Source organism: Ralstonia mannitolilytica (genome assembly GCF_000954135.1).
Taxonomy (GTDB): domain Bacteria; phylum Pseudomonadota; class Gammaproteobacteria; order Burkholderiales; family Burkholderiaceae; genus Ralstonia; species Ralstonia mannitolilytica.
Window position 1 is genome coordinate 1,303,851 of sequence record NZ_CP010800.1, and the last position, 13,232, is coordinate 1,317,082.

At 61.8% G+C, this 13,232-nt stretch carries 12 protein-coding genes; all 12 read right to left on the reverse strand.

The features are described 5' to 3' along the window. Positions 1-10: 10 nt before the first annotated feature. The gene (locus TK49_RS22330) at positions 11-3,187 is read right to left on the reverse strand and encodes a CusA/CzcA family heavy metal efflux RND transporter (protein WP_045220142.1); all 3,177 of its coding nucleotides are present in this window, start codon (positions 3,185-3,187) and stop codon (positions 11-13) included. Positions 3,188-3,200: 13 nt separating this feature from the next. Further along, positions 3,201-4,778: an efflux RND transporter periplasmic adaptor subunit gene (locus TK49_RS22335; protein WP_045220143.1), complete on the reverse strand. Its 1,578-nt coding sequence runs from the start codon at positions 4,776-4,778 to the stop codon at positions 3,201-3,203. Positions 4,779-4,793: 15 nt separating this feature from the next. Further along, entirely contained in the window at positions 4,794-6,047 is a 1,254-nt protein-coding gene (locus TK49_RS22340) for a TolC family protein (RefSeq protein WP_024979375.1), read from the reverse strand. Between the two features lie 64 nt (positions 6,048-6,111). Next, the gene (gene czcI / locus TK49_RS22345; protein WP_223293269.1) at positions 6,112-6,444 is read right to left on the reverse strand and encodes a cation efflux protein, CzcI family; all 333 of its coding nucleotides are present in this window, start codon (positions 6,442-6,444) and stop codon (positions 6,112-6,114) included. A 236-nt stretch (positions 6,445-6,680) separates the two neighbouring features. Continuing rightward, positions 6,681-6,959 carry a zinc ribbon domain-containing protein gene (locus TK49_RS24335; protein ID WP_082076267.1) on the reverse strand — a complete coding sequence of 93 codons (279 nt, stop codon included), beginning with the start codon at positions 6,957-6,959 and terminating at the stop codon, positions 6,681-6,683. A gap of 123 nt (positions 6,960-7,082) precedes the next feature. Next, on the reverse strand, positions 7,083-7,343 hold the full coding sequence (locus TK49_RS22350) for a hypothetical protein (protein ID WP_045220146.1): 261 nt from the start codon (positions 7,341-7,343) through the stop codon (positions 7,083-7,085). 152 nt (positions 7,344-7,495) lie between these two features. Further along, positions 7,496-8,188 (reverse strand): sensor histidine kinase, encoded by a 693-nt coding sequence (locus TK49_RS25055; protein WP_240479892.1) that lies wholly within the window; start codon positions 8,186-8,188, stop codon positions 7,496-7,498. Between the two features lie 193 nt (positions 8,189-8,381). Next, complete coding sequence (locus tag TK49_RS22360) at positions 8,382-8,870, reverse strand: DUF411 domain-containing protein (protein WP_045220149.1); 489 nt, start codon at positions 8,868-8,870, stop codon at positions 8,382-8,384. A gap of 31 nt (positions 8,871-8,901) precedes the next feature. Further along, the gene (gene copD, locus TK49_RS22365; protein WP_045220151.1) at positions 8,902-9,831 is read right to left on the reverse strand and encodes a copper homeostasis membrane protein CopD; all 930 of its coding nucleotides are present in this window, start codon (positions 9,829-9,831) and stop codon (positions 8,902-8,904) included. Positions 9,832-9,835: 4 nt separating this feature from the next. Then, the gene (copC, locus tag TK49_RS22370) at positions 9,836-10,222 is read right to left on the reverse strand and encodes a copper homeostasis periplasmic binding protein CopC (RefSeq protein WP_045220154.1); all 387 of its coding nucleotides are present in this window, start codon (positions 10,220-10,222) and stop codon (positions 9,836-9,838) included. 31 nt (positions 10,223-10,253) lie between these two features. Then, a complete protein-coding gene (locus TK49_RS22375) occupies positions 10,254-11,276 on the reverse strand; it encodes a copper resistance protein B (RefSeq protein WP_045220156.1) in 1,023 nt (340 codons plus the stop codon). Continuing rightward, complete coding sequence (locus tag TK49_RS22380) at positions 11,276-13,132, reverse strand: copper resistance system multicopper oxidase (RefSeq protein WP_045220158.1); 1,857 nt, start codon at positions 13,130-13,132, stop codon at positions 11,276-11,278. The genes TK49_RS22375 and TK49_RS22380 overlap by 1 nt, the downstream gene beginning before the upstream one ends. Between the last annotated feature and the right edge of the window lie 100 nt (positions 13,133-13,232).

Genomic DNA, 13,232 nt, shown 5'->3' on the forward strand with positions numbered 1-13,232 from the left:
TCCATCTCCGTTAGGCAGTCCGCGGTGCCATCTCGCCCGCACGCTCCGTCTCCTCGGCTTCGTCTTTGCGGTGTGCCAGGCGATAGAGGACCGGCAATACCAGCAGAGTCAGTGCCGTCGATGACAGAATCCCCCCAATGACCACGGTGGCCAGCGGTCGTTGCACCTCGGCTCCCGTTCCCGTCGCAATGGCCATGGGGACAAAGCCAAGCGAGGCGACCAGCGCCGTCATCAACACAGGCCGCAAGCGCGTAAGGGCCCCGGTGCGGATCGCGGTATCGAGCGATTGGCCTTCTTCGCGCAGCGATCGGATGAACGACAGCATCACCAGGCCGTTGAGCACTGCGACACCGGAGAGCGCGATAAAGCCGACCGCTGCCGAAATGGAGAGCGGTATGCCTCGCAACCACAAAGCGAGAATACCGCCGGTCAACGCAAACGGAATGCCGGTGAACACGAGAAGCCCGTCTTTCACGTTGTTGAACATCGCAAAGAGCAGGACAAACACGAGCAGCAGCGCAACCGGCACCACGATCTGCAGCCGCGTCGTTGCGGACTGCAATTGCTCGAACGTACCGCCCCAGGTTATCCAGTACCCCGTGGGAATCTTGACCTGCCGCTCAATTGCGGCCTCGGCCTCCGGCACGAACGACCCAATGTCCCGGCCTCGCACGTTGGCGCTGATGACGATGCGGCGCTTGCCATTCTCGCGCGACACCTGATTTGGCCCGGGGGCCAAGTCGAGCGAGGCCACTTCACTCAAGGGGATATAGGTCGTCTTCGACTCGCCGGCACCGTTTTTGGGCAGTGGCACCGGCAAGCGGCGCAGTGCCTCCAAGTCACCCCGCACGGCATCGGGCAGGCGCACCAGAATGTCGAACCGTCGGTCGCCCTGGAAGAACGTGCCTGCCTCCTTCCCGCCGATCGCAATCGCAACCGCGTCCTGCACATCGCTCATGTTCAATCCATACCGGGCCGCCTTTTGGCGATCGATGTTGACCGACAGCATGGGAAGCCCAGTGGTCTGTTCGATCTTGACTTCCGTAGCACCCTGTATGCCTTGCAATACCGCCGCAACCTTGCCGGCTGTTTCATTGAGCACATCGTTGTCGTCGCCGAAAATCTTGATCGCCACATCGGAGCGAACGCCGGAGATCAACTCGTTGAAGCGCAGCTGGATCGGCTGCGAGAACTCGTAGTTGTTGCCAGGAATCTTCTCAGCTTCCGCCTGAATCGCACTGAGCAGCTCCTCTCTTGTCTTCTTTGGCTTGGGCCACTGCGCCTGCGGCTTGAGCATGATGTAGCCGTCCGAGATGTTGGGCGGCATTGGGTCGGAGGCGATTTCCGCCGTCCCGGTACGGGCGAAGATGCGCTCGATCTCGGGGAACTTGGCCTTGAGCGTCGACTCGACCTGCTTTTGCATCTCCAGCGATTGAGACAGGCTCGTCCCGGGAATGCGCAGCGACTGGATCGCGATGTCGCCCTCGTTCAAATTCGGCACGAACTCGCTTCCCAACCGGGACGCCACGGCCAGGCAGAAGACGATCGCAATGCACGCGAAAGTCAGTACGACGGGCGTGTTGGCCAGGGACGCTTCGAGCATCGGCTGATAGCGATGCTTGGCCCACTCCATCAGCCGGTTTTCCTTCTCCGCCACCTTGCGCCCGATAAACAGGGCGACCGCCGCCGGCACGAACGTCATGGACAGCACCATGGCAGCAAGCAACGCCAGTACCACCGTGAACGCCATGGGGTGGAACATCTTGCCCTCCACGCCAGTCAGGGCAAAGATCGGCAGGTACACGATCATGATGATGAGCTGGCCGAAGAGCAGCGGTCGCCGCGCTTCCCGCGCGGCCGCAAACACCTCGTGGAAACGCTCGCTGCGGGTCAGCTCTCGCTTGTGGTGCTCCTGCGCGTGCGCCAGGCGACGCACGCAGTTCTCGACGATCACCACCGCGCCATCAATGATGATGCCGAAATCCAGCGCCCCCAGACTCATCAGATTCGCACTGATCTTGTAGCTGACCATGCCGGTGAACGTGAACAGCATCGCCAGCGGGATGACCATCGCCGTGATGACAGCGGCGCGGATGTTGCCCAGGAACAGGAAAAGAATGGCGATAACGAGAGTCGCGCCTTCGAGCAGATTCTTCTTGACCGTAGCAATCGCCTTGTCGACCAGCACGGTCCGGTCATACACGGTCACGGCCTTGACGCCGGCGGGGAGCGTACGATTGATCTCCGCCATTTTCTTGTCGACGGCCTGGGATACCGCCCGACTGTTCTCGCCGATCAGCATGAACACTGTACCCAGCACGACCTCCTTGCCGTTCTCCGTGGCGGCACCGGTGCGCAGCTCCCGTCCGATGTCAACATCGGCGACGTCGCGGATGCGAATGGGCTGCCCTTGCGCCGTGCCCACGATGACGTCGCGTATATCGTCGAGCGATTTGACCTGTCCAGGGGCGCGTACGAGGTACTGCTCGCCGCGGCGCTCGATGTAGCCGGCGCCGACATTGCTGTTGTTCTTGTCGAGTGCGCTCACCAGATCCGTGAGCGTCAGCCCGTAGGAAGCCAGCCGTTCCAGGCTGGGCGCAACCAAGTACTCCTTGGCGTAACCACCAATCGAATTGATTTCGGTCACGCCGGTCACGTTGCGCAGTTGCGGCTTGACCACCCAATCCTGAATTTCCCGCAGATCGGTGGGCGTGTAGGCTGCCCCGTCGGGCTTGCGAGCGCCGTCTTCCGCTTCGACGGTCCACAGGTAGATTTCCCCCAGCCCCGTGGAGATTGGACCCATGGCGGGTGTGACCCCGCCGGGCAGCCGTTCCTTGGCCTCCTGGATCCGCTGGTTCACCAGTTGGCGAGCGAAATAGATGTCCGTGCCGTCCTTGAAGATCACTGTCACCTGGGACAGGCCGTACCGGGACAGCGAGCGCGTCTGCTCGAGCCCCGGCAAGCCGGCCATCACGGTCTCGATGGGGTAGGTAATCCGCTGCTCGGTCTCCAGCGGAGAATACCCAGGCGCCGCTGTATTGATCTGCACCTGGACGTTGGTAATGTCAGGCACCGCGTCGATAGAAAGCTTCCCGTAGTTGTAGACGCCGAGCGCCGCCATGCCGAGCACGGCGAGGATGACGAGCCAACGTTGCTCAATGGCAAACCGGATGATGCGTTCGAACATGCCCGTCTCCGTGTCAGTGCTCATGCTCGGCGCTTGCCTTGCCGAGTTCGGCTTTCAGGACGAAGCTGTTCGCGGCGGCATAGCGCGCGCCGGCGCTCAGGCCTTCTGTGATTTCTACCACCTTGCTCGCGGAGCGCCCGGTCGTGACCGGCTGGGCGACGAAACCGCCCGGCACCGCAACGAACACTGCCGGCTTGCCATTGACCTCCTGGATCGCATCCGCCCTGACTGCAACAGGGACTTGAACGGCTGGCCACAAGACCTGCACTGTCACGAACAGGCCGGGGCGCCAAGCCATGCCGGGGTTCGCCAGCGTGACGCGCGCCTTTGCCGTACGTGTCTGTTCGCCCAGCAGCGAGCCGACATAGGACACCGTGCCGGTCGCCTTGCTGTCGAAGGCGGTCGAACTAATCGTGACCTGCTGACCGACGCGCACATTGCCCAGATCCTTGGCCGCCACAACGAACTCCGCCCACACGGAGGACAGGTCGGAAATCGTGAAGACGTTCGCATCCTCCTTGACAGCTTCACCGATTGCCAGATGCTTCTCCACCACCATGCCGTCGAATGGTGCACGCAGTTCGAATCGGTTCAGGGCCGTCGTGGCCGGCGCGGCCCCGATCGCAACCAGCTTTTGCTGCGCGTTCAGCACGGCGATTTGCGCCTCCTGCAGTGCGGTCTGGGCCTGCAGGTAGTCCTGCTCCGCGGAGATCTTCTCTTCCCACAGGCGCTTCTCGCGCGCGTAGGTCGTTTGAGCCAGGCTCAAGCGCTTCTGGGCCGCAAGCAGCTCGCTGCGTTGCTCGGACAGTGCGGTGCTCGCAATGACCGCCAGCACCTGTCCGCTCTTGACTTGCTCGCCGATATTGGCGGGGACACGCTCGACGACCCCCGCAAGACGCGGTACCACATGCGCCGTACGGTCTTCATTGAAGCGGATTTCACCCGGGAATTGCACGCCCGATTGGACTGCTGCGGCGCCTGCGACTTCCACACCCACGCCGGCTTTGGCGATCTGGTCGACTGTCAATTCGATCTTGCCTTCCTCCTTGGAGAAGGCAACCGTCATCGGTTTCTGAACGCCCGGCAACGTGACGGACGCGGTCGCGTCAAAAACGTGGGGCTCGGCAATGGCGGCCTCGCTCTCCAGGCTGTCTTTCGTGGCCTTGAAGCCGATCGGCGTCGATTCGCCGGTCGCTCGCTTGATGGCGCCACTGGCCGAGATATTGGCAACCAGGGGCTTGCCGTCTCGGACCACCCACAGCTTCAGCTTCGGCTCCCCACCGTCCTCGGCCATGCCGAACTCGACGGTAGCGTCGCCTGCAGCGTAGACATTACCGCCGTGTGGGCCCTTCTTCGGCGCGTCATGGTGCTCCTGGTCGCCATGTGTTGCCGCGTCTTCATGCTTGCCTTGCGACGGCTCGCCGTGGTGTTCGCGGTCCTGGTGACCGGCAGATTCTGCGTGTTCGGCCGCCTCGCGAGCGGACTCATTGCCCTCTGTCGAGGGCCCCAACAATAGAACGGTGCCGGTGGCGATCAGGCCAGCAGCCACTAGAGCTGCGATCGCAGTCTTCTGCTTATTCGTGATAGACATGGTTCGGATTCTGAGTTAGCGGCCTAACAGGCGGTCGATGGTCGTCACGGATTGATAGACCTTCGCCAACACGTCGAGATAACGGATACGTGCTTGGAACAACGTTCTTTGTGCGTCCAGCACATCCAGAAAATTGAACTTCCCGGCTTCGAAGCCCCGTGCCGCTGCGCTATAGGCTTGCTCGGCGGCCGGCAGGATCGTCTCTTTGAGCGTCTGCGCGGAGCGACGAGAGACCGTCAACTCGTTCGACGCTTGCTGCATCTCATTTGCCAGCCGGATGCGATTAGCCAGCACCTCGTCCTGCGCCTTGTCGGCACGCCGGATGGCCTCGTACAGGTTGCCTTGATTGCGATCGAACAAGGGCAGCGGAATCGACACGCCTAGCACCGCCATGTTGCGATTCGCGCTGTTGTCGCGCTTGGCGCCCACGCTGACGGTCACATCGGGGTATTGGCGGCTGCGCTCCACGCCCACCAGGGCTTGCCGGCGATCCAGCTCGACCTGGTCGGCCAATACGAGCGGCGAGTGGTCGAGCTCGGTCAGCAGCTCCGTGAGACCGGGCCGTGACGGCAGCGCGTCGAGGCTACCCTGCGCCGCGGAGAACTGCGGCGTGGCGTTGCCCCAGAGCGCTGCAAGCGAGGCCCGTGCGGAACGCAGTTCGGCGTTGGCGTTGTCGAGTTCGAGTTCGGCGTTGGCTTGCTCGACCTTTGCCTTGGTTTCTTCGACCGGCGAGATCTTGCCCGCTGCCACTCTGCGCGTTGCTGCCTGCGCGCCCTTGGCGGCCAAGTCCGCCGAGGCCTGCGCGAGCTTGACCCGTTCCTGGGCAACCAGCACTTCAAAGAAGCCGCGAATCACGTTGGATCGCAGTTCGGCCCGCGTTGTCGCCAGTTGCGCTTGCGCGAGTTCCCGGCCTTTTTCGGCCGCGACGATACGCGCCGAACGCTTGCCGCCCAGCTCCACAGGAATATTGAGCTGTCCGGTCGTCGTGCGCGACTCCGAGCGCGTGTCCTCCATGGTCGCGGCCACTTCGGGGTTGGGAATGGTGCGTGCCTGCATGACCGCACCTTCATTGGCATCGACTTCTTTCTGCGCAGCAGAAAGCGTGAAGTTACCTGCACTCGCCAATTCCATGGCGCGCTCAAGCGTCAAAGGACCAGGAGCCTCCAGTACTGTGCCGGAAGAAACAAGGGGTGCCGCGTTGGAATTCGCAGCAAAAGATGGGCTGATCACAACAGCCGCTAGCCCAAGCGGCAAAAATAGTCGTCGCATCGAATTGCACCAGGATACAAACCGTGGGAATTCGGCGAGACGCAGGTTCAGTGGGTCTCGCCGTCTATGTGAGACGGCGCCATTGGGGGCGATCCGGTGCGCGGGTGCTAGATGAGGTCAATTTCAACGCATGTGAAACGGGCGGCGTCTGGGCGCGATCGACCGTGTCGAGGCGAAGTGGCTGACCGCAGGCCATTGCGGCGGAGACCAGATGACATACGCCGCAGTCCGTATCGATCACGGCCTTCTTGTCATGCCCCGCTTTTGTGCTGGATTGATGGTGGTGCTCGTGGTGGCCGAAATGCCACTTGGATTGGCTGGCCTCTTCATGCTGGCAATAGGCGGCCGCTACCGCCCAGTTGAACTGGAATGGCAGGATCAACAAAAGCAGGATCAAGCAGAACCGCCGCATGAATGGCTGAAGAAGTGTTGGCTGGCGCGCGCAAATGGCACCGCTTTACGAATTTGCGCGTCAGTTTACTCGAAGAGCGGGATACGGATGATGACAGGGCGAGGTCTAGCGGCGCGCGCGCCCAACACAAGACTGCATCCGGGAGCGAATCCGGCGGCTACGACCGAGACCAAAAGGCCTGCTTGTCGGAGAGAGCCGCGCAGTGCACGACGAGGTCGGCGCTACAGCGCGGTGCCGCATTCGGCACAAAATTTCGCGCCCGGCTGGGCCGTGCTCCCGCATTGACCACACACCACCCCGGTAAGTGATTTTTCGCACTGCGGACAAAACCGCGCCCGCTGCGATGCAATCGAGCCACACCCGAGACAAGTAAGCCCAGGATTCGAGGGGATCGACGCCTGGGCGCGTTCGCGGGCGTCGCCATGACGTCTGCCATGGTGACCGCCGTCCAGGCGATGGCCACCGTGGTGGCCACCTAACAATCGCTTGAGCAAACTCATGCGTTCACATCCGGGATGTTTTGGAGCGATACCATCGAGGACAAATGACTACCCGATATGGCGCGCCACTATCGAGGAACCACATAGTCTCGGACTTCGGCAGACATCCTTCCAAGGGCTGAATTACAGGCCGCTGGTGTAGACGTCGCGTTGTGCCGAGCTTGCACCGTCGGTATAGACGTCGCGCTGCGTGATGCTCTGGCCGTCGGTGTAAGGATCGCGCGACTGGATACGGCCACCGTCGGTGTACGGGTCGCGCGGGCCTTGGGTACGAGCGTTTTCCAGAACCGAGTTGAGCAGAGCGTTGCTGCCGGCAGCAAGCGCGGGCATCGCCGACACAAACAGCAGGATGCCGGCAATCGCAATCTGGGAAGTGGTCTTCATGGCTTTGTTCTCCGTGTCAGTGGTCAACCACCGTGGTTGACCGTGTGAGCAGTCTACGGAGACACCACCTACACACTCATGACGATGTCATTACAATCTCGTCATGTGAGCTCGACCGTAGTCGCGCGCTCATGCCGTTGCCGCTGGCGCCATCACGATGGGTCAGGCTGCGAGGCAAGCTCGCGTAGCGCTCGCAGCGTCCTGTCGGCGACAGTCGCAAGTCGCATGAATTCTTCCAGGTTGGAGCGCAACAGCACCTCGTATTCTTCGACGCTGCGATGAGCCATCAACGTCACTTCCGTCTGCACGGTGAGATTGTGCAGCGGTGTGCGCAGGTCGTGATTGAGGTCTGCGTAAATGGACCGTGCAAGCTCCAGAGCCTTTTCGTGCCGCGCCAAGACGGCACACAAGGCATCGACCCACGGTATGAAGTCAGTCGGTACGCATTTCTGTGGTGGCAAATCGGCTATGCCAACGCGGTGGCCCTTGGCAACAAGACGCCGCATTGGCAGCATGCCGCGAAGGACTAGATAGTGGACGCCCAGACCCACAATCAGCGCCAAAACTAAAGACCAGGCGAAATTCCAGGTGATAAACGGCGTCTGTGCAGCCGGCGCATAACCTCTCTGCCAAACCGCTTGGACGGTCAACGCTGCCAGCGCGCCCAAAGTTGCCAATCCACCAGCCTGCCACGCCAGTGAGCGGCGCACACGCGGAATACGAAGTTTCTTGAAGGCCTGCACGATAATTTCCTGTTGCTGGAGAGGGTCAACGGCATCGAGGTGATTTGGCCGGGTGGCGGGCGAGCAAGGTTCGGCGCTCCCCCAAGCGCCGTCTTCGACCATACCTTCGGCGCAGATACCATGCGAACCTCGGCATGATGACGATCCAAAAGATGAGAACCGGCGTCCCGTCCGTGTGAATGCTTGCCGGAAGATCGACGGGAGACATCCCTTTCACGGGTGGCCGTCCCTCGCCACGCGCATGGAGATCATCAACGGACCGTTCATCGCGGGCCTTTTGCGGTACTCGTGCGAATCAGTTGTAGGCCTGATACACGGTCGATTGACCGTCGGCGCCAATGAGCAGCACGTTGTAAGGCATGCGGCGGCCGCCGTAAGCGGGACCGTTCATGCCTGGCGCGCCCAGTGGCATACTCGGCACCGCAAGTCCAACCGCTTTTGGCCGTTCGCGCAGCAGCCGCTTGATCTCGCGCGCCGGAACGTGCCCTTCCATGGCATACCCCTGCACGATGCCGGTATGGCAAGAAGCGTAGCGCTCAGGAATCCGCGCCTTCTTCCTGGCTTCAACCGTGTCTTCGACATCGTGCGTCACGACGTCGAAACCGTTGTCTTGCAGGTGCGTGAGCCAGTCTTTGCAGCAGCCGCAATTGGGCGTCTTCCATACCTGAATCACGGGTTTCGCTCCGACCTTTTGCCCCAGAGCCATGGCCGGCAGCAGTACTAGACCCGCAACCATGAACCGTCTTATCGCGGACACTGGCGTGGCGATCTGCGATTTCATCATCGTCGTTCCTCCTGCGAACAGGTAATCAGTATCAGGTTCCAGGCGGCGAAAGCACGCCAAGCCAGGCGACCAAGGCCAAAATCAGTACGGCAAGGCTGGCTTCCGTGACCAGACTGCGGCGCAGCGCCATCACCGCACTGGCGTGGTCTGCGGCCCGAACCGCCGCCTCAAGCCGCGGGCTCAACCGATAACGATTGGCCGCGGCCAGTCCGAGCATCAGCGCGAACAGAGCCAGCTTGATCAACAACAAGCGCCCGTAAAGCGTGGAGAACAGCCCGTTAATCGTCGGCCCGACGATCAAAAGATAGTTGAACGTCCCGGTCGCCAGCAGCGTGGCAACGATCAGCGTCCCAAGACGCGCGAAGCCATTTGATGTGTGGCTAAGGATTTCCACCGCTTCCGAAGAGGCCCCTTGCCTTGTTGATGCCAGCAGCACAAACGCTGCCAATGCTCCGACCCAGGCGCCAGCGGCCAAAACGTGGGCGATATCGAATACGAGATGAAGGTATCCCCTCGCACCGTCGTCCATCGCCCCATGCCCGGCCCAAGTGACCGTTACCAAAGCCACCGCACCCAGCCCGGCACACACGCCGAAGTTAGGCGCTGGGTGCTTCCGCAAACGCGCAACGGCGACCAAGCATCCGGCCAGGGCCGCCAAACGTACCATCCAGGCTAGGCCAACCGCGGTGCTGGTCAGCAGCATGCCAAAGACATGGCTGGTCAGTTCAGCGTAGTCGGTGGCCCCCGTCATCGCCTTGGCCATCACAACGAAGCTCCAGAGCGACAGCACGATGCCCAAAGCGGCAGTGACTCCGATGGCTCGGACGTATCGGCGCGCAATCGCCGAGGCCCGGTGATCGGGCCGCAACGCCTGGACTCCGAACAGCGAGACCCCGAACAGGATCGTCAGGTCCAGGTACAACCCAAAGCGCAGGGCGATATTGAGCCAATCGTCCGCCATGGTTTTACTTCACCTTGAACGAGAAGTTTCCCGTCATCGGGTGGGTATCCGACGAGACCGCGCGCCACTCCACCTTGTACGTCCCGGTCGTCAACGGTTGTGCGGGCGTAATGATCATCGTCTTGGCGTCGTCGCCGGCGGAGACTTTTGCAGCAACCTTCATCGGGTTGTGTCCCGACATGCCGGGCATCTCCGTCATAACGAGGTTGGCCCCCGAGAATTGGGTCGTGAGGGTCTCCGAGAACTTCAGCTCGACCTTCGCCGGCGCGGTCACTTCCGCCTGATCAGCGGGCGTCGAAGACAAAAGCTTGGGATGCGCGAACGCTGCCGAAGCCAGGAGCGCCAGGGACGTGCCAATGATGGCCTTGGTAGCAAAACGAGACGTGAACATAGGAATACCCGTGAGGTTAGGGTTGAGAAAACTAGAACCAGAGGCGCACACCCGCAACAAAGCGGGTCTCGCCACGGCGCCCGCCCGCTGCTTCGATCATGTTGGCCGTCCCGCCAAATGACTGGCTGCGTTCGACGCCGATATAGGGAGCAAACTGGCGGCTGAACTCATAGCGCAGCCGCAAGCCGGCCGTCGCGTTGGAAAGCCCACTGCCGATGGCAAGGTCCGGATCGCGCTTGCCGTAGAAGTTGGCTTCAACGCGCGGCTGCAGAATCAGCCGCTGGGTCAGCAGCAGTTCATATTCGCTGGACAGGCGCAATGCGGTACGCCCACTGTTGCCCACATACGCCGTTGCTTCGAGATCAAACCAGTACGGAGCCAGACCTTGCACGCCGAACGCCACCCAGTTGCGCGCCGGCCGGCCAAAGCCTGTGTCGTTCCGAATCCCCAGTTGCGTATCCCAGAACGTCGACACCGCATGGCTCCATAGCAACTCGGTGCGCGCCTCTTCAAAGCGTCCCTTCGATACGTCGCCCTCGGCTTTGAGGACAGCTTTGTTGTACACGCTGCCGAACCGGGCCTGCAGCTCGTAGGCCGTTGCATTGGCGTCGCTGCCGTGCACCCACTCCAACCGGTCGACCAGCACGGAGCCAAAGTTGTGCTCATCCGCCATCATCATCATGTGGCGGGGGTCGCCCAGCGCGTATTTGCCGGTGCCGAGCTGGTATCCGCCCGAATAGGCGTCAGGGTCGCGCGCGTCGGGAGGTGCGGAACCGCCCTGCATGTTCATGCTGCCATGGTCCATCCCTTGCATGGAACCGTGGTCCATGCCTTGCATCGAGCCATGGTCCATTCCCTGCATCGCGCTGTGGTCCATTCCCTGCATTGAATTGCCCATGCCCTGATGCTCGGACTGGGACGCTGGAGCAGTCTCCCCATTCATCAGTTGGATGTCCTGGGCCGAGGCGACGCCAATGCCGGCGACAGCCAGCGCCACCGTCAATAGTGTCCTTGCGTGCTTGCGCATGATCGATCCGCTGTGAAAGTCGAGCATCAGGCCACCACCACTTCGCGGAACATGCCCGCGTCCATGTGCAACATCAGGTGGCAGTGCCACGCCCAGCGGCCCAGCGCATCCGCCGTGACAAGAAAGCTGATGCGCTGCGCGGGCTGCACAGGCAGGGTGTGCCTGCGTGCGAGGAAGGTGCCATCCGGCGCCTCCAGCTCGCTCCACATGCCGTGCAAGTGCATCGGGTGGGTCATCATCGTGTCGTTGTGGAGAATGACCCGCAGCCTTTCGCCATATTGGAAATGCACCGGCGTCGACTTGCCGAACTCCACACCGTCGATCGACCACGTGTAGCGCTCCATGTTGCCGGTGAGATGCAGTTCCACCTCGCGCCGCGGACCGCGCTTGTCCATCGGACCGCCGATCGTGTGCATGTCGGCCAGCACCAGGACACGCCGCCCGTTGTTGCGCAACCCAATGCCGGGATCGTCCAGGTTGGTGCGCGCCATGTCGACGTGCATATCGGTGCTCGGACCATATTCCGTGCGCGCATGCCGCGCCTTCTTGCTTGGCACCTTCAGGCTGTCCGGCGGTCCACCGGATTCCACATGCTGGCTATGGTCCATCATCGTCATGCCACCGGAGTCCATCATCGTCATGCCACCGGAGTCCATCATGGTCATGCCGCCATCGCCCATCATCTGCATGTCACCGTGATCCATGCCGGACATTCCGCCCATCCCACCCATATCCCCCATCATGTCGGCCATGGACAGCCATTCCACCTTGTCGAGCGCCGGCACCTCCGCCTTCAAACCTTGGCGAACCGCAAGCGTCCCACGGGCATAGCCGGTGCGGTCCATCGACTGCGAGAAGATCGTATAGGCGTCGTCCTTGGGTGAAACGAGCACATCGCACGTCTCGCCGGGGCCGAAGCGAAACTCGTCAACGGTGACCGGCTCAATGTTCTGCCCGTCGACCTGCACCACCTTGAGTTTCAGCCCGGGGATGCGGACGTCGTAGAAGGTGTTGCCCGACCCATTGATGAAACGCAGCCGCACCGTCTCGCCCGGCGAGAAAAGGCCCGTCCAGTTGCCGGCAGGTGTGACGCCGTTGGTCAGGTAGGTGAGCGTTGCAGCGGAGAGATCGGCCAGATCCGTCGGGTTCATGCGCATCTGGTTCCACATGCTCCGCTTGTCCATGGCCGCCTTCCAGCCATCGTTGGAGACGTCGCGGAAGAAGTCCACCACCGTGGGCTGGTGGTAGTTGTAGGTGTCGCTCTGCGTTTTGAGCTTGGACAGAACCCGCATGGGGTCTTCATCGGTCCAGTCCGACAGCAAGACGGTGTAATCGCGATCGGCACGGATCGGGTCTCCGTTTGCGGCGTCGATGATGAGACCGCCATACACCCCCGTCATCTCCTGGAAGCCAGAGTGCGAGTGGTACCAATAGCTGCCGCTTTGCTGAACCTTGAAGCGATAGGTGAACGTTTCGCCAGGCGGGATGCCGTGGAAGCTGATGCCGGGCACGCCGTCCATCTGGAATGGCAGGATGATGCCGTGCCAGTGGATCGAGGTCGGCTCTCGCAAGCGGTTGGTGACACGCAGAGTGACCGTATCACCCTCGCGCCAGCGGAGCGTAGGCCCGGGCAGCATGCCGTTGATGGTCGTCGCCATGGCCGGCTTGCCGGTGAAGTTGACCGGTGTCTCGTCGATCACCAGATCGAATTCGGTGCCGCGCAACACCGGAGCCGTCCCCAGCGCGGTGGACGCGGCAGATGCTGCCGAAGTGAAACCACCCAGCCCCAGGCCGGCAATGACCCCGCCGGCGGCCAAACCTTGCACGAACCGCCGCCGCGGCAGATTTGGTAGTACGAGGCCGGATGCACGATTGCTGCGCATGATCGAGTTTTCCTTACGTAGTGTCCGACTCAGAAAGCTGCGTGCAGGCTACCCAGTGCCAGGCTACCCCGACCTGACCGAAACATTACAAATCAGTCAT

Coding starts and splice junctions, on each gene's coding strand:
- TK49_RS22330 (WP_045220142.1), bottom strand. CDS start 3,187: ATGTTCGAACGCATCATCCGGTTTGCCATTGAGCAACGTTGGCTCGTC.
- TK49_RS22335 (WP_045220143.1), bottom strand. CDS start 4,778: ATGTCTATCACGAATAAGCAGAAGACTGCGATCGCAGCTCTAGTGGCT.
- TK49_RS22340 (WP_024979375.1), bottom strand. CDS start 6,047: ATGCGACGACTATTTTTGCCGCTTGGGCTAGCGGCTGTTGTGATCAGC.
- TK49_RS24335 (WP_082076267.1), bottom strand. CDS start 6,959: ATGAGTTTGCTCAAGCGATTGTTAGGTGGCCACCACGGTGGCCATCGC.
- TK49_RS22350 (WP_045220146.1), bottom strand. CDS start 7,343: ATGAAGACCACTTCCCAGATTGCGATTGCCGGCATCCTGCTGTTTGTG.
- TK49_RS25055 (WP_240479892.1), bottom strand. CDS start 8,188: ATGGTCGAAGACGGCGCTTGGGGGAGCGCCGAACCTTGCTCGCCCGCC.
- TK49_RS22360 (WP_045220149.1), bottom strand. CDS start 8,870: ATGATGAAATCGCAGATCGCCACGCCAGTGTCCGCGATAAGACGGTTC.
- copD (WP_045220151.1), bottom strand. CDS start 9,831: ATGGCGGACGATTGGCTCAATATCGCCCTGCGCTTTGGGTTGTACCTG.
- copC (WP_045220154.1), bottom strand. CDS start 10,222: ATGTTCACGTCTCGTTTTGCTACCAAGGCCATCATTGGCACGTCCCTG.
- TK49_RS22375 (WP_045220156.1), bottom strand. CDS start 11,276: ATGCTCGACTTTCACAGCGGATCGATCATGCGCAAGCACGCAAGGACA.
- TK49_RS22380 (WP_045220158.1), bottom strand. CDS start 13,132: ATGCGCAGCAATCGTGCATCCGGCCTCGTACTACCAAATCTGCCGCGG.